The sequence below is a fragment of the Gluconobacter wancherniae NBRC 103581 genome, from assembly GCF_007988885.1.
Taxonomy (GTDB): domain Bacteria; phylum Pseudomonadota; class Alphaproteobacteria; order Acetobacterales; family Acetobacteraceae; genus Gluconobacter; species Gluconobacter wancherniae.
Genome location: NZ_BJUZ01000001.1, coordinates 1140664 through 1160959 on the forward strand (window position 1 = coordinate 1140664; position 20296 = coordinate 1160959).

15 protein-coding genes, 1 tRNA gene and 1 pseudogene are annotated in these 20296 nt (G+C 52.8%); 8 read left to right on the forward strand and 9 right to left on the reverse strand.

The genetic code is table 11. The features are described 5' to 3' along the window. The first annotated feature begins 101 nt into the window (after positions 1 to 101). The gene (locus GWA01_RS05300) at positions 102 to 1406 is read left to right on the forward strand and encodes an MFS transporter (protein WP_146794715.1); all 1305 of its coding nucleotides are present in this window, start codon (positions 102 to 104) and stop codon (positions 1404 to 1406) included. Between the two features lie 142 nt (positions 1407 to 1548). Here GWA01_RS05300 and GWA01_RS05305 read toward each other — a convergent pair whose 3' ends face one another. Together GWA01_RS05305 and GWA01_RS05310 are read right to left on the reverse strand one after the other, a co-directional pair. Further along, on the reverse strand, positions 1549 to 2682 hold the full coding sequence (locus GWA01_RS05305; RefSeq protein ID WP_228118460.1) for an SMP-30/gluconolactonase/LRE family protein: 1134 nt from the start codon (positions 2680 to 2682) through the stop codon (positions 1549 to 1551). A gap of 520 nt (positions 2683 to 3202) precedes the next feature. Then, the gene (locus GWA01_RS05310) at positions 3203 to 4048 is read right to left on the reverse strand and encodes an N-formylglutamate amidohydrolase (RefSeq protein ID WP_146794717.1); all 846 of its coding nucleotides are present in this window, start codon (positions 4046 to 4048) and stop codon (positions 3203 to 3205) included. Between the two features lie 79 nt (positions 4049 to 4127). Here GWA01_RS05310 and GWA01_RS05315 point away from each other — a divergent pair. Continuing rightward, a tRNA-Val gene (locus GWA01_RS05315) sits at positions 4128 to 4202 on the forward strand. An 80-nt stretch (positions 4203 to 4282) separates the two neighbouring features. Here GWA01_RS05315 and GWA01_RS05320 read toward each other — a convergent pair. The 3 genes and pseudogenes from GWA01_RS05320 to GWA01_RS05325 form a co-directional block, all read right to left on the reverse strand. Further along, positions 4283 to 5377: a tyrosine-type recombinase/integrase gene (locus GWA01_RS05320; RefSeq protein WP_023942373.1), complete on the reverse strand. Its 1095-nt coding sequence runs from the start codon at positions 5375 to 5377 to the stop codon at positions 4283 to 4285. Positions 5378 to 5394: 17 nt separating this feature from the next. Next, positions 5395 to 5550, reverse strand: a pseudogene (locus tag GWA01_RS13365) (helix-turn-helix domain-containing protein); the annotation flags it as partial. Beyond that, positions 5547 to 5819 carry a hypothetical protein gene (locus GWA01_RS05325; RefSeq protein ID WP_146794719.1) on the reverse strand — a complete coding sequence of 91 codons (273 nt, stop codon included), beginning with the start codon at positions 5817 to 5819 and terminating at the stop codon, positions 5547 to 5549. The gene GWA01_RS05325 and the pseudogene GWA01_RS13365, both read right to left, overlap by 4 nt. A 605-nt stretch (positions 5820 to 6424) precedes the next feature. Between GWA01_RS05325 and GWA01_RS05330 the strand changes: the two genes are divergently transcribed. Next, positions 6425 to 7219, forward strand: a complete 795-nt coding sequence (locus GWA01_RS05330; RefSeq protein WP_146794721.1) for a hypothetical protein — start codon at positions 6425 to 6427, stop codon at positions 7217 to 7219. A 187-nt stretch (positions 7220 to 7406) separates the two neighbouring features. On the opposite strand, the gene GWA01_RS05335 is transcribed toward GWA01_RS05330, so the two are convergent. The 4 genes from GWA01_RS05335 to GWA01_RS05350 all read right to left on the reverse strand — a co-directional run bounded on the left by GWA01_RS05335 (position 7407) and on the right by GWA01_RS05350 (position 9381). After that, complete coding sequence (locus GWA01_RS05335; RefSeq protein WP_146794723.1) at positions 7407 to 7964, reverse strand: P-loop NTPase family protein; 558 nt, start codon at positions 7962 to 7964, stop codon at positions 7407 to 7409. Positions 7965 to 8127: 163 nt separating this feature from the next. Continuing rightward, positions 8128 to 8577 carry a hypothetical protein gene (locus GWA01_RS05340; protein ID WP_146794725.1) on the reverse strand — a complete coding sequence of 150 codons (450 nt, stop codon included), beginning with the start codon at positions 8575 to 8577 and terminating at the stop codon, positions 8128 to 8130. Position 8578: 1 nt separating this feature from the next. Beyond that, positions 8579 to 8857 carry a hypothetical protein gene (locus GWA01_RS05345; RefSeq protein ID WP_186819468.1) on the reverse strand — a complete coding sequence of 93 codons (279 nt, stop codon included), beginning with the start codon at positions 8855 to 8857 and terminating at the stop codon, positions 8579 to 8581. Further along, positions 8854 to 9381 carry a hypothetical protein gene (locus tag GWA01_RS05350; RefSeq protein WP_146794729.1) on the reverse strand — a complete coding sequence of 176 codons (528 nt, stop codon included), beginning with the start codon at positions 9379 to 9381 and terminating at the stop codon, positions 8854 to 8856. Before GWA01_RS05350 ends, GWA01_RS05345 begins: the two co-directional genes overlap by 4 nt. A 2272-nt stretch (positions 9382 to 11653) precedes the next feature. Here GWA01_RS05350 and GWA01_RS05355 point away from each other — a divergent pair. The 5 genes from GWA01_RS05355 to GWA01_RS05375 all read left to right on the forward strand — a co-directional run bounded on the left by GWA01_RS05355 (position 11654) and on the right by GWA01_RS05375 (position 19963). Next, the gene (locus GWA01_RS05355; RefSeq protein ID WP_146794731.1) at positions 11654 to 12331 is read left to right on the forward strand and encodes a recombinase family protein; all 678 of its coding nucleotides are present in this window, start codon (positions 11654 to 11656) and stop codon (positions 12329 to 12331) included. A 145-nt stretch (positions 12332 to 12476) separates the two neighbouring features. Beyond that, positions 12477 to 13049 carry a recombinase family protein gene (locus tag GWA01_RS05360; RefSeq protein ID WP_146794733.1) on the forward strand — a complete coding sequence of 191 codons (573 nt, stop codon included), beginning with the start codon at positions 12477 to 12479 and terminating at the stop codon, positions 13047 to 13049. A gap of 146 nt (positions 13050 to 13195) precedes the next feature. Further along, on the forward strand, positions 13196 to 15580 hold the full coding sequence (locus tag GWA01_RS05365; protein ID WP_222592691.1) for a type I restriction-modification system subunit M: 2385 nt from the start codon (positions 13196 to 13198) through the stop codon (positions 15578 to 15580). Then, positions 15580 to 16935 carry a restriction endonuclease subunit S gene (locus GWA01_RS05370; RefSeq protein WP_186819469.1) on the forward strand — a complete coding sequence of 452 codons (1356 nt, stop codon included), beginning with the start codon at positions 15580 to 15582 and terminating at the stop codon, positions 16933 to 16935. The genes GWA01_RS05365 and GWA01_RS05370 overlap by 1 nt, the downstream gene beginning before the upstream one ends. Next, entirely contained in the window at positions 16922 to 19963 is a 3042-nt protein-coding gene (locus GWA01_RS05375; protein WP_146794737.1) for a type I restriction endonuclease subunit R, read from the forward strand. Before GWA01_RS05370 ends, GWA01_RS05375 begins: the two co-directional genes overlap by 14 nt. Positions 19964 to 20296 lie beyond the last annotated feature (333 nt).

Consider the following 20296-nt stretch of genomic DNA (forward strand, 5'->3'; position numbering starts at 1 on the left):
AAATAAATAGACAAATAGAAATAAATGACCTTATAAGACCCGTTGCCGTGCTCCGGATTATCAACCGGACCCTTCACCTATGCGTAGGGATCGTTTTTTTCATGTCATCCTGTCTGGAAGTTTCTCGTGCTTCCCTGAGCCTTTCGCAACTTCGCATTCTGGCTCTCGCCTCTCTTGGGGGAGCGCTGGAATTTTACGATTTTGTCATTTTTGCTTTTCTGGCCAAGCTTATTGCTGCTCATTTCTTTCCAGCCAGTCAGGCAGAGTGGCTCCGTCAGGCCGAAGCATTTGGCCTGTTTGGCGCTGGATACCTCGCGCGCCCTCTGGGCGGTATCGTGATGGCACATTTTGGTGATACGTCCGGCCGAAAAAAAATTTTTACGCTCAGCGTGCTGCTCATGGCAGTTCCCACACTAATGATGGGCCTGCTTCCAAGCTATCAAACACTTGGAGTAAGCGCGCCCCTGATCCTGCTTCTCCTGCGCATCATGCAAGGCGCAGCAATCGGGGGGGAAGCTCCGGGAGGATGGGTATTTGTTTCTGAACACGCACCACGAGGACGTATAGGTCTTGCAACGGGCCTGCTCACCGGAGGCCTAACAGGAGGCATCTTTCTCGGGTCCGTCGTCATTCTGACAATGCATTCAATTATGAAGCCGGACGACGTTGCCGCCTGGGGATGGCGTATTCCCTTTATTTTGGGAGGTATTTTTGGCTTTGCGGCTATGTTTCTGCGCCGCTGGCTCGATGAAACCCCCATTTTTCGTGAAATGCAGGAAAAGGCTAAAACTGCATCTACCCTGCCGGCCAAAATCCTTATTAGGGATCATCGGCGTAGCATTCTGTGCTCGATGATGATGACATGGACGCTTACCGCTGCAATCGTGGTCCTTATTCTAATGATGCCCCCGATGATGCAGACACTCCACAATATTTCGTCTTCTGAAACGATGCTGGCCAGCCTCGCCGCAACGTTGTGCCTGACACTTTCGGTCGTGGCTGCCAGTGCCTTGACTGATACTGTGTCACTGAAAACACTCAGCGCCATATGTGGGGTAGGGCTGGCCATTGGCGCAATGGGTCTTTACAGCGTTTCACCGCTATTTCCACATACACTAGTATTCTGGGCGGCCTTCAGTGGGTTGTGTTGTGGGTTTGTAGGGTTGGTACCTATCGGAATGCTCCGTGCTTTTCCTGCAATGGTACGTTTTTCAGGCGTTTCTCTGTCTTATAATATCTCATATGCCGTATTCGGTGGCCTGACCCCGGCCATAATATCAACCCTGACTCCCCAGACACCTGTCGCACCAGCGATTTACGTCGCCTTTACCGCTATCATCGGCTGTATTGCTCTGTATTTTTCACCCACGGAAGATAGTGCTTCCCGAAAAAACAAGGTCAGGTAACCTGCACTGATTACCTGACCTCTATATCACAAACTATAAGGCCCAGACTGGAGACAATAAGATTACCATGATTCCTTTAGGGCCAACAAAACCAGGCGCCGCCAGACGCAATGCATAGGAGATGCCTCACTTGATGGGCGTATCAGGACGGAGCAAACCCTTGTGTACCAACCTGAAGAACGAAGAGGGAATTCGCAGCGCACATGAAAAGGTGATCCCGCTTTGGACCGCCAAATGTCAGATTTGAGCATCCTTGAGGAAGGCGCAGCCTACCGATCAGCTTCCCAGCCGGATTAAAGACAAACACACCACACAGGCCGAGCGGACCTGACGCGCCGCACCAAAGATTTCCAAATACGTCCACACGAATGCCGTCAGGGTTCATCTGCACGCCATTCAGCCGCATATCTGCAAAAACCTGCCCCGGCCCAAGTGTCGAACCATTCACGTCATATACATGAATCGCCTGATCTCCCCCAATGCTCTGACCCGGACCTTTGGGCGTCGAGACAATATAGAGTTTTTTGTAATCAGGAGAAAAGCAGAGGCCATTCGGATCATGAAGGTCCACCTCCTGCAATACAGCCTTGACGCTTCCATCAGGATCAATCCGAAAAACATGGTCAGATTGACGTTTTGTTCCCCCGATTTCTCCGATCAGTTCACGCCCTATGTTCCAGCGCAGACGACCGTCACGGTTCGCAGGCCCTCCAGGCGCATCTGCATGGCCCTCGGTAATGTTGTCGCCATATCCTGGGTCGGTAAACCACAGACTTCCGTCCGGGTGAGGGACGATATCGTTTGGTGAGTTCAAACCTTTCCCATCAAAACTGTCCGCAAGAACCTTCACGCTGCCATCGTGTTCCCAGCGTACAACCCGCCGGAAAAAATCTTCGCAAACGACCAGTCGGCCGTCAAAATCAAAGCAGTTACCGTTGGCTGCATACCCCTCAGGGCGAAACTGGGTGATTTCCCCTGTTTCCCAGATGTAGCGAAGTGCCTTGGACTGAATAACGTCGCTCAAAACCAAAAAACGGCCTTCACTGCTCCATGCTGGCCCCTCCAGCCAACCTCCCTGGTCCCACAAACGACGAATTGGCGCCGCAAAATATGTTAGATCATGAAATGACGGATCAAGAACAATGACGTCCGGGTCCGGAAGATAAGCCGGAGGCGCCCCAGCGCCCCACTGTCGCGCGGGCTGACTCACGACACTCGCTGGCGAAACACTGCCAGACGGTGTCGCAGTTGCAGCCGCAGAAGCATTCCGGCGCATCAGACAGGCGAAACCAAAACCAGTAGCAATCGCGGCTCTTCTGGAGAGTACCAGAGGAGAGACCTCTGCATCGTCAAAGAGCGGCATCTGAGCAGACATTGTAATCATCTCCGGAGGTAGGCCTCCCCAATTTGCATCTCCCTTTTTCGGAAGCAAAATCAATATCGTGTCACTGACTGCGAACAAAAAAATGAACCACAGAGCAGCTTACTTTCCCCCACAATCCACCGTGAGTTTCATCCTGTTTTTACCGTCATCAATCGCAATCGGGGTGTACCCTGCCGGACAGAACTTACGCGCCTTCTCAGCACATTGATGGATGGTATCCGTGTTTTTACAGTCAACCACCCGATAAACTCCGCCACCCGGGCGTAGGGATGTCTGATACCCCGCACAAGCAGAACACAAAACGAGTAGCGAAAGTGACAGATACCGCACCAACATGAAAAAATCCCTGAAACAACGTCTCTGATTACCCTACGGAGACTAACGTGATGTTGACAGGAGATTTTTCGACTTCTCAGATTTTCTCCGAAAAAGCGAATGCAAGATCTCCCATAATGTGCGTCAGATCTTCTCGTACTTTTATAAACATGCGGCTCGGTTCAAGCGTAGCTGTGTTCATATATAGGGAGCGACACAGCTCAATCTGGATGGCATGCACGCCTTGCAGTGGGCGTCCATAGTTACGTGTGATGTATCCACCCGCATAAGGTACGTTTCTCTGCGTGCTATATCCCCGCGAATGGAAATTTTCTTCAAGAAATCCAATAATTTTGGATGAGCAGGAGTGTCCGTGCGCATCTCCAAAGACTACATTACACTCTCTGTATTGTTCCAGACGCGGCATTGAATGCACGTCAACAAGTAGCGCATAGCCGAACTTTGTTTTCACATCAAAGATTAATTCTGACAGGGCTTGGTGATAGGGAAGCCAGCATGAAGAAATGCGACGTTCCACTTCTTCTGGAGCAAGACAATGCGAATAGATCGCACGCCCCTGAGACGCACATCGCGGGATAACACCGAACCCGGCACGAACTTTCGGCGTACGAAGCAGAGCAGTTGAGGGCAGGGGCGGCTTAAACATCCTCGCGTCCAGTTCTCGCCTGTCACGATTGACGTCACACCAGACCCGGGGAAAAGCGGCACGCAGAAACGTAGCGCCAATTTCAGGGGCTGCATCGAACAACTTATCAACAAAGCGATCTTCTGCTTTCTGAAGATCGTGAATCGACAAGCGAGCCGCTTGAAGAAAATCTGTGGGATAATCCTGCCCCGAATGTGGAGAGGAAACTATAAGAGGAACAGCCGTTTTCTCAGGAAAAGATAGTAGATACGGGGGGTTGGAAGATTGAAAAGACATCACCTGAATGCATTTTTTTCATTTTTATGGGTTGTCAGCCCCATCGAACGTCGGTAAACAGCGCCTCACCGGACCGGATGGGCGCATAGCTCAGCGGTAGAGCACTACCTTGACATGGTAGGGGTCACAGGTTCAATCCCTGTTGCGCCCACCACTCGGTCCGGCAGAAAACCAACGGTTTTCTGAGACTTATGCATTGGACTGCCATCCTTTGCTGTTGAGTCTAACACGCTACTAGCACGCAAATTGAGATTTTACCATTGATCGGGCTGCCACCCGGTCAATGGTGCTTGCGACCTCGTCAATAGCCTGTTTGGCATTCGCGAGAAAGTCTGGACGTACGTGTACGTAACGACCCGTCGTCCTAAGATTCGGCATGGCGTGCCCCATTAGGGAAGCAACCTCAATTTCAGGGACACCACGGGTGATAAGCTCGGTCGCCATCGTATGACGAACCGTGTAAGGTACAATCTCTTGTGAAAGGCATGCGGCTTCGCGCGCAGCTCGCCATGCGCCATTAATCTTAAGTATCGGTTTGCTCTTATATGTTACGAGATGACCAATCGGCACATCTTCAATCCATGACTTCAAAAAATTAGGGATTGGAATGCGCGGGCGTCTCTTTTTGGTTCGCATACGTCCTGTAGGATTGAGGTCTATGACACCATGACGCAAATCACACTGCTCACGCGTGAGCTGTAAGAGAGCCTCCGGACGAGACGCAGTTCCAATAAGAAGCGCGAGAAACATGCGGAGATGCGGTGGCATATCTACCTCCCAAAGACGAGCCATCTCTTCAATCGTCATTATTCGTTCGCGTCCACTACCTTCGGGGGGCAACACAATCGGAATTTGACGGTCAATTTCGCCATTCTTCCAAGCCCAATTCACCCCCGCAGCAGCGATACCCATGACACGTCGCGTGTAGCCAGCAGAATACCCTTTTCTGCGCAAACATGTCGCAATCCTACGCTGCTCAGCCACGGTATAGCTAGCAACAGACGCGCCTGGATCCACATGGTCGAGCATAAGCTCCAATGCCCGTCTATTGGGGCCTGCACTTCGCGTTTTCTCACTATGATTTTTGAAATAACGCATAAAAACCGAAGCTAAACTCACCTCAGATGTTGGTTCATTCTTCCTCTTCGCGTTTCCTGTCACATATTCTGCAAGCTTTAGCTGCGCTTCTTGAAAAACATCTGTGCCAAGAGATGCTCGTTTTGTTTGTCTGGTTTTCGAATCATACCAGCAGGCACACCATGCCTTTGAGTTAGGGCGTTTTCCGAGAAAGAATTGCCCAATTCGGAAGACGGTATCGGCCTCGGGCATCTTTCATTCCTTGCAAGATAATCCGTTAGATGAACTTCAGAATAACGTACACGGGCGCGAATTTTTAGATAGCCGATCCGGCCTTCATGCCTCTCACGTCGCAGAGTAATGGTAGAGACGCCTAGACGAGATGCTGCCTCACTTTCTGTAAACAAAATATAACTCGGCATCATTCGAGGTTTACTCGTAACGCCGCCTCTAAAAGCTTTGCTTCTTTGCCCAGCTCTTTTTGAAGAACGCGCCTTGCTCGTTCGCGAAAAACTTGCAGCGACATAGAGAAGACTTCACCATAGCATTCCAAGAATGCCTCATGGATGGACTCATAAGACCATTCTTCTTCACGCAAGCGTCGTAATTCATTGGCGTGACGCACAAGAAGCGATCGGGAAGCACGTGCACCTTTCGGAATAGGTAGATCTGGATTTTTCTTAAGAACACACATCTCGTTTCTATTTCTTATAAGATGTAATCCGCATAACGAGATAATACGTTATAGTTAGTTTTTAATCGTGTAAAGTATATATTATTTCTTTACTTAAAGAATACTTCCCTTCTTCCCTCATCGTCAGGAGATAATACGCTGCGATCCTGCCTGGGAGATGACTTAATCGTGCTTCCATTATGGATATCGGGGGTCATGATTCGCCGGAAAGAGGTTTAGCAAAGGCTACTCGTCTTGTTTGCCAAAAGCATGCTAACGCAAGCGGCTTTCTGCAGCAGCCATGGTTTCAGCTCCAGCGGCTGATCAGGGGGGAGAGCAGAACGTCTGCTCTCGGAAGACGATAATTAGGAGAGCTGCCTTCCCGTACCCGTCATTCATGAGAGTTACGCGCCCTACGCAGTCATTATTGACCTGACAACACAATCCAAGGAGGAGACATTGAGGTAAGTAGAGTTTCCATATACTTGAGTCAATGATGTCTGTTTGCCAACTTCTGTGCTAGTCTCCGGCAGCGGGATTACTTCTTGACGATCCCAATTGCTCCTTGGGATTTTGACTGTTGTCCAAAAGTCCATGAGGATTGGCAGCTTTAACAGGAGGCTGATTTGAAGGGTGACCCTAACGAACTGGCGTTGGCTGAAGAACTCACAAGCTTCACTCTGAAGGTCGCCAATCCAATAATCTGGCATGACAGTAAGGCAGGTTGGCCTAGACGTATCTACGGTGGCACTTGCTTTTTTCTGCGCTTTGCAGACGGCATTATCGGGGTGACCGCCAGCCATGTGGTCGAATCCCTGCAACACGAGACAGCCCTAAACTGTAACATTATCTGCCAAATTCGGACGTCAAAACCAATTGACTTGGCAAGTCTCGTTATTGCCTCCTGCTCTAAGCAAGACATTGCGACTTTCCGAGTTTCCGATGAACTGGTCGAAGAAATTGGTGCCACAGTCTTGGATTGCAGAGGTGGTTGGCCGCCGCTGGGATCGTTGGAAGGTCGGACTGTGACCTTTTGTGGTTTCCCAGAAGCCGAACGTACGGCGGCCGAGCCCGGAGCCGTAACTTTGTTCTCATGCGGCGGCTTTGCGATCGTCGATGCGGAAAGTGAAATGGATTTGAAAGTCACTTATGACCCTGCCAGAGACGAAGAGGCTCCCTGGGCCCCGTGGAAAAAACCATTAGGTTACAATATGTCCGGCTGCTCCGGAGGACCTGTATTATCGCACGGAACCCACAACGGCCTGCAAAGATGGTTCGCTATTGCTATGATAATTAGCGGCCCGAGAGGCAAAGGGACCGGCGAAGCTGAGGGGTGGGAGACTATCACCATGCGCCGCATCAATACTATCAGGCCAGACGGTACCATCAAACACGAGGATTCTGGCTGGCTACCGGGATGAATGAGGAAAGATCTATACTAGTTTTGCATGAGGTAACTTTGTTGTAAGCATCTGGTATGAGGGCGGGAGCTGCCTGTTCCACTTGTTACTGCAAGTGGAACAGGCAGCACAGTCACGGTTATTTGCCAGGCAAACTGCGAGCAAATGAAGAACAGCTTATGTTCCGGTTTGTACTCGGTTTGCGCTATCAGACGTCCGAATAAAGACGGTATGGGCGTGAGCGTTTCAAACCATTAACACGGTAAAAATCGTCCAATGCTTTGGTAGAAGTGAGTTCTAACTTTGGCAGACTGATACCGCCAAACAGACGCTTGTTCCGGTCACGATTGGACCGAGTGACTCCGATAATGTGACGGATCATGCCCCATTTCACGCTGTCGCGGCTACCCTCTAGCCCACCTAGCCGAACCCCCTTAATCCAACAGCGCCTTAGATAGCGATAAAGACTGACAGCAGTGGGAACATCAAGAAGGATAAATCCAGTTGCTCGTTCCAATCGTTGTGGGAGCAGAGAAGAATAATTACCCTCAATAACCCAAAATGAACCTAAAATTTCCGCGTCATGAAGCGCCTTGAACTCTTCTGAGCTTCTAGAGAGCCAGTCGGTGTGAGGAAGGTGGCTCAATTGATCGAGATTTACGGTTTTTAGGCCGCGTGCCCGTGATATCGCGTCCGCCAACGTGGACTTCCCGCTGTTGGACGGCCCCATAATGCAAATGCGTGGTCCAAGCTTATCAAGCGTCATGATTACCCTTCTATGTCTACTTTAGGGAAATCGCAAACTCACCAGAACGGCAACATTGAGGGCGGAAGCAGCCGTCAATTATGCAATCCTCGAACACTTACCTTCTTGAAAAATTCGCTTCCTTGCGAAAGGTAGCGATAGACAATTATCTTCTTTTCTACCGCTATCTGTTCCCGAATGGCAGAAGCGGCGACATCCCGCCCTTTTCCTCTATCAGCCTGCTCAGATAGCTGACATTACCTTGCTGCATGTCTGCGGTAAGTTCACCAGACAGAGGATACTCATAACCGTTCAAACGGCGTGCCTGGCTGTACGTCCGGTTGATAGATCGTATCTCTTGGTCAAGCTCCTGAACGCTCTCTCCACCAAATCGCCGACGCACATAGGGCATCGTGCCTGACACAAGCCCCTTTGCCGTGTAGGTTTCCTGGAGCTGCTCTTGGCACTGAAACTTGCGTGTTAGCGTCATGTGCCGGCATTGCTTCTGCTCATCGGCTTTTATGGCGGCCTGCGTCGCCCGCCATTCGGGGTCTATGATTTGTGCATGAGCCGTGTGGGGCTCGCCCACACCCAACCCGGCCACCACTGTAGCCAACAATAGAACCTGTCTCATGTCAGTCACTCGATGCTTCAAAAGCCTGCACCTTTTGCAGATGCTTGAGGTTCTTTTCAGCAATGTCGTTCTCGATTTCCAGTTGTCGAATATGCTGTTGGAAAGCCATGTCCGCCGTGGTCTGCTGTAACTGCAAGCTGGCGTCGTTCTGATGCAACGCAGTGGACTGCTCGGCCGCGATGAGCTGCGTGGACGCCCCCACATCATCATCTCCCAAGTCGGCCAGAGCCTCGTCCTGTCGCTGCATCACCTGGGTCGATGCCTGACGATACTCGTTCACTGACGCCAGAGATGCAGCCTCCCGCATGGACTGGTTGGTATCACGGGCCGCCCGATCGTATCCGGCATCTGTCGGGCTAGGCCCATCAGGCTGGCCGCACCTGCCTGGGAGCTGGTGCTTCCCGGTAGATTGTAGGTTCTGGAAAGAACCTCTCTCGCTGCCTGAGAGAAATTCCCACCAAACCCGTTCAGTGAATAAAGATCACTCAGGTCATCCGTGACGCTCTCAAGGCGGGAAATATCAGAATCCAGTGATCCACCCCCCAATGAAGCGATATTAGCCAGACCTTTAGCATTCTGTATTTCTTGCGCCGCCTGCTCTAGCTGCGCGTAATACTGCTCTCCCTGCATGTAGTACTGCTGACCTTGTTGCAGGTAGGACTTGGCAGCTTCGAGATAGCCCAGGTCGGTACTAACTTCGGTCTTTGGATCGGTCACTATGACCTGCGCTTTTGCATCAACGGATATGCTGCACAGCGCAAAAATCGTGACTGCCAAAGCACTTTTGAACATATTTACGGTCATATTTTTTGCACTCCCGCGCATATCCTCAGTCATGTTCATGGCGCGTTTTCTATGTTCAACCGGCATATTTAAGCGGCAATAAAATACTCACTTAAATACACTTTAACTTTGAGAAAACCGCGCACGAACCGTAACACAGAAATTAAAAAATAAGGTAGCGTCAAAATACAGATACATTTTTTCAACACCCACCATTAATGTATCGCGATACATTAATAATCCTATACTTAATTCGCGCAACACCCCGACGTGAGTGCGCGGCCAGGACGTGACAGGCGTTCAGAAACGTTCGTTTTCGTTCAAATACGTTCGATAACCGTCGATTTCGTTCGGATTCCGTCGATAACCGTCGAAAACGTTCGAATTTTATATATATTGTTGATTTATAATGGTATTTTTCAAGGAAACTCACCTATCGCGAGGTGGGTTGTATACTTCATATAAAATAAGCGGAATACGAACGGAAAGCCGTTCGAATACTTTATAACTTGAACATCCTATAAAAAATTACTTGATGGGCGGAATCAGGGTGAGGCATCCTGCCCTGGCAGGACCTCCACGTCCTGCATGCGCGTTGATTGACATACGCGGGGCGGCTGGATGCCGACACCCGATCCTCACATAGAAAGCCGTAATGCGTGCCGGTCGCTGGCACACCGAAAGAACCGGCGTTCCGGTTCCTGATTCTGGTCGTCGAAATCGTATCCCTCGTGGTCGATCTTCGATGTCCGCCAAGCATCAGGACCGACCCTCGCCATCCTTCCGGTGCTGCACCAACAGCACCCCACCAATCCGGCCCCATGAAAGGAGAGGGCCAGGCTACAAACCACCACCTCAGCACGTCACTTCGTATTGCCGCCCCAGTCGGGGCACGCCTGCCGTCTAACCATCGGCAAGCAGGGTGCGGCCTAACCAGCCCCACCCGATCTGTTGCTGTAGCCGGATGCCTTTAATCGGGCTCGTCCGGTTGCAACGGACGCTCGGGGGTGAAACTCCCCCGTTCGATCCAATCCGATCTTTGACATTTCAAGATGAAGATGGGCGACGCGGACACGGCCACCCCTGCCGGTTTCGGCAAGGGGTGAGCCTGTCAGATGGGAGAAACGGTATCCAGTCCGTTCTACGGGCGGCAAGGGATTGTCGAACGTGTGCCGCGCAGGTGGGCGACGGCATGGCGGGAAACCGTCATGGGCCTCAGAGGGGAAACCTGGATGAGGCGGTACCAGGGGGCGCAAGCCACTTGGATCGTTGGATAGCTCAAGCCTGTAACGGCGTTCAGTAGGACGCTGCGCGGAGAGAAAGTGCGAGTGCCGGGGCCTATAGTGTCCCGGTGGGTAAAATTGGAAACCATGATGTGAGTAAGGGAGGCGCTTTGGATGTTCGGTCCCCCCAAATTGGCCGTGCCCCGGCACGGTCGAAAGGCTCCGAGAGCCTAGCAATCATGGTGAGATGCTCGCGTACTGCTCGTTAAAATCCGTCTGAATAACGCGGGAAGGTCTAAGGGCTGCTCGGGGTGGTTCCTGAGCGACAGCCTATGACCGGGAGCGGGCTTAGTAGAGTGAAAATCCCCTTCGCGGTTTATCCGAAGCGTTGGGGAGAGGCAGGGATTTCGAGGGTGGTTCCTCGTCCTGTCAAAGTCTCGAAAGGTCCATGCGACAGAGAAGCAATACAGAGGGTGCCTGGCGGCACCCGGTGACGATGTTCCTGGTCCTCGTGGGTGGTACCACGATCGACCGGGGGAAAAGGGAATGTTGGTCGCATTCCCCTTAAAACTGGCAGTTTTTCAACAATCAGCAATCAATGCACATGCAGCAATAAGGAGATAATCTTATGAGGATGTCGAGTTCTGTACGCCGGGTAACCGGCAAAACCTGCGGTAAAAGAGGACGCCCCTTTCCTGGGGCCTGGGCGTTGCACAGGTAGTCCTTCGGCTGTCCCGTTGGGAACGGCTGACCGGTCAACAGGTCCGAGGGAGAAGCATTAATTTGCTTCTCCCTCTCCAAGCTTGGCTTGCATAACTTCCAATTTTTCCTCCAAGCTATTTATGCCTCCTACACGGTTGCACGACGAGGTTCAGGGAGGCCTCCAACTCTCTGAACCTCACCATTTACACGATGATCGTAAGTGCTTTGTGGACGAGCGAGGAGAGGAGTTACAGCAGCATTCCATAGCCCTATGCTTCTTAAAGCATTGTAGATGAGAATATTTTTTAGAGTGAGATTTTCGTTTGAAATCTAAAAAAGCTCCGAGTAGTAAAATTGAACCTTCCCCGATGACCCCAGAAAAAATAAAGCAAAATAAAATTAGTAATATTTATCCAAATATAGCGCGATTTTATCTTCGAATTAGTAACAACAAGCATGATCAAATAAGGCAGGATAAAATAATAGAGAATATTAGAATGTCAGGATATTATATTGCTGCTATATACAGAGAAAAGCCATCTGGCCCATCTCCCGATCGACCTGAATTGGGAAGAATGATCTCTGATCTCCAAGCAGGAGAACTAGTAGTCGCAGAAAAAATGAACCGTCTTAGTCACCTTCCATTGGGAGAAGCAGATAGGCTGGTTCAGGCTATCCGGCAGTATCGAGTTCGGCTTGTCATTCCCGGATTGGTAGATCTATCTGAAGTTCCATCCGAAACTGATGCCGTGATATACGGTGACTTAGAAGTCAAACAAGAGATGCTTCTACGACTTGCCCTACAAACCGCGCGGGAAAACTACGAAGAAATGAGGGCGCGTCAAAAACAGGGTATTGAGCAGGCGAAAGCCTCGGGGCGCTATCGCGGGCGAAAACCAAACCATGAAGTGCACGAGCGCATTATCACTTTGCGCGAAGCAGGAAACAGCATCTTGGAAACAGCGCGTTTGATAGACTGCAGCCCGAGCCATGTGAAAAAGGTATGGCTTGAGTATGCGAGCGCAGCGTCTTTAGAAACGGCATAAGATCAAGCATTATCGAACCTTATGATTATCACTGTTCATAAAACGGTCATTTTCCGGACACCGCAACAACAACTATTTCCGACTAGCGGAACACTACTTGCTGAGTTAATATTGCCGTTAAGTTTTCAATGTTCCGGTTTTGTCAATGAATCAGCGTATCGGATATGCACGGGTCTCAACGGAAGACCAGCATCTGCACCTCCAGCGGGATGCGCTTCAGCAGGCTGGGTGCAGTCTCATCTATGAGGAGGCTGCAAGCGGCAAGAGCACCGTGCGGCCGGAGCTGAAGCAATGCCGGAAGGCTCTGCGTAGCGGTGACACTCTGGTGGTCTGGCGCTTGGATAGGCTCGGCCGTAGCTTGTCCGACTTGGTGCAGATCGTGGCCGATCTTGAACGCGGCGGTATCAGTTTTGAAAGTCTCGCTGAGAAAATAGAAACGGGGAGCGCCGCTGGAAAGCTAGTTTTCCACGTCTTTGCCGCCCTAGCTGAATTTGAACGCAACCTGATCCGCGAACGAACCCGTGCCGGGCTCGCGGCAGCGCGTGCTCGAGGACGCAGAGGTGGGCGCAAACCCAAGCTGGGGGAGGCGCAGGTTAAAGAAATTAGGGCTCTCCTGCGTGACCCAGAAATTCAGGTGGCCGACGTGGCGCGTCGCTATGGGGTTTCCAGGACAACGCTGTACAAGCATGTTGGCGTCGTAAAACCACGACATCCATGACTGTGCAAAGCTTTCAGCGCGTCAACGGAAACAGCAACGCTACAAACCCGCAGCAAATATTGAAAATCGTTCCTCTAGCACTGCCAACTACACACGGTGCGATTGAGTGCGCAAAAAAGAAGTAAAGACGGTAGGCTATTGTAATTATGAAAAGACACCAAGATCAAAGTCAAATTAAATGGCTATCCGATTTTATCTGGAACATTGCGGACGATCGGCTGCGTGATGTGTACGTGCGCGGTAAGTACCGCGACGTGATTTTGCCGTTTATCGTGCTGCGACGGCTGGATGCTGTGCTTGAACCCACCAAACAGGCAGTGTTGGAGCGCAAGAAGTTTCTCGATGCGAAGGGTATTGCTGAACAGGACGGCGCGTTGCGCATGACGGCGGGGCAGGCGTTCTACAACACTTCTGAATTCACGCTCGCAAAGCTCAAATCCAGCAGCCAGGGACAACGCTTGCGCGAAGACTTCATTGCTTATCTAGACGGCTTTTCGCCAAACGTGCAGGAAATCCTCGCCAAGTTCAAATTCCGCGACCAGATTCAAACGCTGGTGGACGCCCATGTCCTCGGTTATCTGATTGAGGACTTCCTTGATCCGGAAATCAATCTTTCGCCCCTGCCGGTGAAGGATGCCGACGGGCGCGTTAAGCTGCCGCCACTGGACAACCACGGTATGGGTACCGTGTTCGAAGAACTGATCCGCCGCTTCAACGAAGAAAACAACGAGGAAGCAGGCGAGCATTTTACCCCGCGCGATGTGGTCAAGTTTATGGCCAAGCTGCTGTTCTTGCCCGTAGCCGAGCGCATCAAGTCGGGCACCTATCTGCTGTATGACGGTTCCTGCGGCACCGGCGGCATGCTCACCGTGGCTGAAGAAGCTTTGCAGGAGCTGGCTGACGAACACGGCAAGGAAGTCTCGATCCACCTGTTCGGGCAGGAGATCAATCCCGAAACTTACGCCATCTGCAAGGCGGATATGTTGTTGAAAGGCGAAGGCGACGAAGCCGAATACATCGTTGGCGGCGTGGACAAATCCACGCTTTCCGCTGACCAGTTCCGCTCGCGCGAATTCGACTTCATGATCTCCAACCCGCCCTACGGTAAGAGCTGGAAGACTGATCTGGAGCGCATGGGCGGTAAGGCAGGCTTCAACGATCCGCGCTTCGTCGTCCAGCACGGCGACAATCCGGAGTTGAAACTCATCACCCGTTCCAGCGACGGCCAACTCATGTTCCTCGTGAACAAGCTGTCCAAGATGAAGCACAACGTGCCTGCCGACGGCGTGGGTAGTCGCATTGCCCTTGTCCACAACGGCTCGGCACTCTTCACCGGCGACGCAGGTCAGGGCGAAAGTAACATCCGCCGCTGGGTGCTGGAAAATGACTGGCTCGAAGCCATCATCGCCCTACCGCTCAACATCTTCTACAACACCGGCATCGCCACCTACATCTGGGTGTTGTCCAATCGCAAGGCTGCGCATCGTAAGGGTAAGGTGCAGTTGATTGATGCCAGTCAATGGTTTGCGCCGCTGCGCCGCAACCTAGGCAAGAAGAACTGCGAACTGGCCGAAGCCGACATCCAGCGCATTCTCGACCTCTACTTGAGCGAAGTGCAGGAAACTGCACAGTCCAAGTGGTTCGACACCGAGGACTTCGGCTACTGGAAAATCACTGTCGAACGCCCGCTGCGCCTAAAAAGTCAGTTGAAGTCCACCGCCATCGAAACGCTGCGCTTTGTGTCGGGCGATGAGGCCCTGCGCACCGAATTATGGGCTAGGTACGGTGGTAAGCTCTACACTGATTTCGCCAAGTTGAAGCCGGAGATTGAAGCATGGCTGAAAGGCGACAGCGAGGAGGCGAAGGAGGACGCCGATAGCGGAGACGAGGGTGGCGAGGATAGTGCGCCGGCCAAGAAAGCCGTGCCGGAAAAACGTCGCAAGAAGCTACTCGATGCCGCGACGTGGAAGCGCGACAAGGCGCTGCTCGATATGGCACTGCTGATGCAGAAGGATCTTGGAGACGTCGTGTTCGACGATCATAACGTCTTCCGTGCTCAGTTCGACGCAGCGATGAAGGAGCATGACAAGAAGCTCTCCGCCGCAGACAAGAAGGCTCTCTTCAAGGCCGTGAGCTGGCGCGACGAGGCCGCGCCGCCGGTGATCGCCAAGCGCACGAAGTTGAAGAAGGGTGATTACTTCGAGCTAGGCTTCGATGGCGCGTATCTGGAAACCGCGGGCAAAGATCGCTTCATTGTCAAGTACGAACCCGACAGCGATCTGCGTGACACCGAGCAGGTGCCGCTTAAGGAACCGGGCGGCATCGAGGCATTCTTTCAGCGGGAGGTGTTGCCGCATGCGGTCGATGCCTGGATCGATGCCGAGAAGACCCAGATCGGCTACGAAATCTCCTTCGCCCGCTACTTCTACAAGCCTGCGCCGCTGCGCTCTTTGGCTGAAATCCGCGCCGACATCCTGAAGCTGGAACAGCAGACTGAAGGCTTGCTGGACAAAGTCATGGGGATGGCGTGATGGTAGAGTATCCGGCCTACCGCGATTCCGGTCTACCATGGGCGGCGAAGGTGCCGGAGGGATGGCAGGTGCTTCGCAACGGACGGCTGTTCGGCCACCGTGTGGAGACTGGCTATCCCGACCTGCCCATTCTGGAAGTGTCGCTACGCACAGGTGTGCGCGTGCGAGACATGGAGAACTTGAAACGTAAGCAGGTGATGAATCGCAAGGAGAATTACAAGCGCGCCGTCAAAGGCGACATTGCCTACAACATGATGCGCATGTGGCAAGGCGCGCTTGGTCCCGCGCCGGTCGATGGTTTGGTCAGCCCGGCCTATGTCGTGGTCAAGCCATTCTCCGAAACCAATAGCGCCTATTTCAGCTACTTGTTCCGCACTACTGCATATATGCGCGAGGTCAATAAGTTCTCGCGAGGCATCGTGGCTGACCGCAACCGGCTGTATTGGGAATCCTTCAAGCAGATGCCGTCGCTGGTTCCCCCGCGCGCGGAGCAAGACCAGATCGTCTCCTATCTGCGAGCGCAGGATGCGCACATCGCCCGCTTCATCAAGGCCAAGCGTGATCTCATCGACCTGCTCATCGAACAGAAGCTGCGTATCATCGATCACGCCGTCACACGCGGGCTCGACTCGAGTGTGAGCCTCAAGCCTTCTGGCACCCAATGGCTGGGCGAGGTGCCGGAGCATTGGGAAGTCGTACACATCGGCTCAGCAGTTCAAGTCGTAAACGGTTATCCGTTCGACAGTGGCCTCTTTGATGCTGCTGTTGGGCATCCACTAGTGCGTATTCGCGACCTATATCGAACACGCACCGAAGTCCAGTTCAATGGCCCGGAAGTCCTTGAAGCCGTAATCAACACCGGAGATCTCGTCGTCGGAATGGACGGCGATTTTAATGCAGCACGTTGGCTTGGCGGGCGAGCTTTGCTTAACCAGAGAATATGCTGCCTACGCCCACACAAGAAAATCACCACGGAGTATTTGGCGCTCGTCGTCACGAAAGCGCTTAAGTTCATCAATGAACTCACGCCATCTACGACAGTGAAACATCTTTCCTCCGGTGTCGTGAAGCGACTTCGTTTTCCCATTCCCAGCAAAACCGAGCAATTGCAGATCGTTGCTCATGTTGAGACCGAAACTGCACCAGTCAACGACGCCATCTCCCGCACCAAAGATGAAATCAAACTTATCGGCGAATACCGCGATCGCCTGATCGCGGATGCCGTCACCGGCCAGGTTGATCTACGCGGCTGGCAGCCCGGCCCGGACGATGCCGTCAGCGACGATATGCTCGCCGCACTTGGCGACGATGACAGCAACGAATTCGACGAGGAGGAAGGTAATGGCGAAGACTGACACCAGCGAACGCTGGTTCGAGGCGCGCATCGTGCGCGGCCTGACCGGCATTCCCCAACCTGAATACAGCCATGAAACCAAGAATTCTGCCTTCGTCGCCCGTTCCTGCGGTTATGTGCAGGGGCAAGCGCAGGACTACAACCGCGATGTGGCGCTGGACGTGCCGAAGCTGCTGGCTTTCCTGCAAGCCACCCAGTCTACGGCAGTGGAAACGCTAAATCTTGCTGCCGATGGTATTCAGCGCACTCAATTCCTGCACCGGCTGCAAGGCGAGATCACCAAGCGCGGGGTGGTGGACGTATTGCGCAAGGGGGTAAGCCATGGGCCGGTTCATGTCGATCTGTACCGGCTGCTGCCGACGCCGGGTAATGCTTCCGCTGCCGAAGCCTTTGACAAGAACATCTTCAGCGTCACCCGACAGTTGCGCTACAGCAACGATTCCGGCAACGAGCTGGATTTGGTGATTTTCATCAATGGCCTGCCGGTGTTGACCTTCGAGTTGAAGAACTCCCTGACCAAACAAACGGTAGCGGATGCCATCGTCCAGTACCAGACCACGCGAAGTCCGCAGGAATTACTATTCCAGTCGGGCCGCTGTGTGGCGCACATGGCGGTGGATGATGCCGAGGTGCGCTTCTGCACCGAGTTGAAGGGTAAGGCGTCGTGGTTCCTGCCGTTCAATCAGGGCTGGAACAGCGGCGCGGGCAATCCGCTCAACTCCGATGGCCTAAAAACCGACTACCTGTGGAAGCAGGTGCTGGTGAAGGACACGCTGGCTAACATCATCGAAAACTACGCACAGGTAGTAGAGGAAGAAACGGAAGACGCGAAGGGCAGAAGGCGCAAGACCCGCAAGCCGGTATTCCCGCGCTTCCACCAATTGCGCACGGTGCGTGCCCTCTTGAAGCGTTCTCGCGCCGACGGTGTGGGCAAACGCTACCTCATCCAGCATTCGGCAGGCAGCGGTAAGAGCAACACTATTGCTTGGCTTGCGCATCAGTTGGTGGAGCTGAAGACGGCGGCGGACGAAACGCAGGCGCAGTTCGATTCAGTCGTCGTCATCACCGACCGGCGGGCACTGGATACACAGATCGCGCGCACCATTAAAGGCTATGATCATGTGGCGAACATCTTCGGCCATTCGGACAGTGCGGACGAGTTGCGGACCTTCCTGCGCCGAGGCAAGAAGATCATCGTCACCACGGTGCAGAAGTTCCCGTTCATCCTCGACGAACTGGGCGACCTCGGCGACAAGAAGTTCGCACTGTTGATCGACGAGGCGCATTCCAGCCAAGGCGGCAAGACCACGGCCAAGATGCACCTGGCGCTTTCCGGTGGTGCAGCTGACGCGGACGATGAAGAAGAAACTGCTGAGGACAAGGTCAACAAGCTGATCGAATCGCGTAAGATGCTGGCTAACGCCAGCTACTACGCTTTCACCGCCACGCCAAAAACCCGCACGTTGGAATTATTCGGCGAACGGCAGACGTTGGGCGACAAGGTGCATTACCGCTCTCCTGAGGAACTCACCTATACCACCAAGCAGGCGATACAGGAGGGCTTCATTCTCGATGTGATCGCTAACTACACACCGGTTTCCAGCTTTTACCACGTGGCCAAGACCATCGAGGACGATCCGCAGGTGGACAAGCTGAAGGCGTTGAAGAAAATCAGGCGCTATGTCGAATCCCACGACAAGGCCATCCGCCGCAAGGCCGAGATCATGGTCGATCACTTCACCATGCAGGTGATCGGCGCCAAAAAAATCGGTGGGAAAGCGAGGGCTATGATCGTCTGCAACGGCATTATGAGAGCCATCGACTATTGGCGAGAGGTGTCGGACTACCTCAAGGAAATCAAAAGCCCGTACAAGGCCATCATCGCGTATTCGGGCGAATCCGAAGTCGGCGGCGCGAAGAAGACGGAGGCCGATCTGAACGGCTTTCAGAGCAAAGACATTCCCGACAAGCTCAAGCAAGACCCCTATCGTTTCCTGATAGTTGCGAACAAGTTCGTCACCGGCTTTGACGAGCCGCTCCTGCACACCATGTACGTGGACAAACCGCTGGCGGGCGTGTTGGCCGTGCAGACGCTTTCGCGTTTGAACCGGGCACATCCACAGAAGGCGGATACCTTTGTGCTTGACTTCGCCGACAACGCCGAAGCCGTGAAGGTGGCGTTTCAGGAGTATTACCGCGCCACGATTCAGGAAGGCGAAACCGACCCCAATAAACTGCATGACCTAAAGGCAGAATTGGACGGGCAGCAGGTTTACAGCTCGCAGCAGGTGGACGATCTGGTGGCGCTGTTTCTCGGTGGAGCAGACCGCGACAAGCTCGATCCCATTCTCGATGCCTGCGTGGCCGAATACAATGACGAGCTCGGCGAAGACGATCAGGTCAAGTTCAAGGGTAAAGCTAAGGCGTTCGTACGCAACTATAGTTTCCTGGCAGCGATTCTACCTTACGGCCATCCTGGGTGGGAGAAGCTCTCGATTTTTCTGAACTTCTTGATCCCGAAGCTGCCCGCACCCAAGGAAGAAGACCTCTCTAGGGGCGTGTTGGACGCCATCGATATGGACAGCTACCGTGCGCAGGAACAGGCGGCGATGAAGATGTCGATGGACGACGCGGATGCCTTTGTCGAACCGCTGCCGCCTAGTGATGGCGGTGGCACGGGCGAGCCGGAACTGGACAGGCTCTCGAACATTGTGAAGCAGTTCAATGATCTGTTCGGCAACATCGAATGGCACGACGCCGACAAGATCAAGCAGGTTATCACCGAGGAAATCCCGGTGCGCGTGGCACGTGACAAGGCCTACCAAAACGCACAGGCCAACTCCGGCAAGCAGAACGCGCGGTTGGAGCACGACAAGGCGCTCAATCGCGTGGTGTTGGAATTGCTTGACGACCACACTGAACTGTTCAAGCAGTTCAGCGACAACGCAAATTTCAAACGCTGGCTTGCTGGCATGGTATTCGATGCAACTTACCGTTCTGGAGGAGCGTCGCCTGAACCGACGCTGTAACTCAAATTTTGTTCCCCCGATCTGTTGGGGCGCCGGGGACTTAGGCTCTCTTGTTCCCTTTATGATCAACGCTCTAGAGGTATCCGAATTCAGCGACGAAAAACCAAAGCTATGCTTAGGTGACGGCGAGACCATATATTCAGCTAAGCAGAAATTGCATCCTCCATACGAAGGGTAGATTGGTATTTTTCTTGGTATTTGTGATGGTTGTGACCTTAAGTGATTGATTTAAAATTGAATTTTATCAATGTCTATAATGGAGTGGGAATGATGAATTCTATTCATAGTTCCTAATCGGCCTCCTGTAATCGTAAGAACTCTCTATCTACTCGT

What these genes read in the sequence shown, in the direction of transcription:
- GWA01_RS05300 (WP_146794715.1), top strand. Translation starts at nt 102, where the DNA reads ATGTCATCCTGTCTGGAAGTTTCTCGTGCTTCCCTGAGCCTTTCGCAA.
- GWA01_RS05305 (WP_228118460.1), bottom strand. Translation starts at nt 2,682, where the DNA reads ATGCGCCGGAATGCTTCTGCGGCTGCAACTGCGACACCGTCTGGCAGT.
- GWA01_RS05310 (WP_146794717.1), bottom strand. Translation starts at nt 4,048, where the DNA reads ATGTCTTTTCAATCTTCCAACCCCCCGTATCTACTATCTTTTCCTGAG.
- GWA01_RS05320 (WP_023942373.1), bottom strand. Translation starts at nt 5,377, where the DNA reads ATGCCCGAGGCCGATACCGTCTTCCGAATTGGGCAATTCTTTCTCGGA.
- GWA01_RS05325 (WP_146794719.1), bottom strand. Translation starts at nt 5,819, where the DNA reads ATGTGTGTTCTTAAGAAAAATCCAGATCTACCTATTCCGAAAGGTGCA.
- GWA01_RS05335 (WP_146794723.1), bottom strand. Translation starts at nt 7,964, where the DNA reads ATGACGCTTGATAAGCTTGGACCACGCATTTGCATTATGGGGCCGTCC.
- GWA01_RS05340 (WP_146794725.1), bottom strand. Translation starts at nt 8,577, where the DNA reads ATGAGACAGGTTCTATTGTTGGCTACAGTGGTGGCCGGGTTGGGTGTG.
- GWA01_RS05350 (WP_146794729.1), bottom strand. Translation starts at nt 9,381, where the DNA reads ATGACCGTAAATATGTTCAAAAGTGCTTTGGCAGTCACGATTTTTGCG.
- GWA01_RS05355 (WP_146794731.1), top strand. Translation starts at nt 11,654, where the DNA reads ATGACCCCAGAAAAAATAAAGCAAAATAAAATTAGTAATATTTATCCA.
- GWA01_RS05360 (WP_146794733.1), top strand. Translation starts at nt 12,477, where the DNA reads ATGAATCAGCGTATCGGATATGCACGGGTCTCAACGGAAGACCAGCAT.
- GWA01_RS05365 (WP_222592691.1), top strand. Translation starts at nt 13,196, where the DNA reads ATGAAAAGACACCAAGATCAAAGTCAAATTAAATGGCTATCCGATTTT.
- GWA01_RS05370 (WP_186819469.1), top strand. Translation starts at nt 15,580, where the DNA reads ATGGTAGAGTATCCGGCCTACCGCGATTCCGGTCTACCATGGGCGGCG.
- GWA01_RS05375 (WP_146794737.1), top strand. Translation starts at nt 16,922, where the DNA reads ATGGCGAAGACTGACACCAGCGAACGCTGGTTCGAGGCGCGCATCGTG.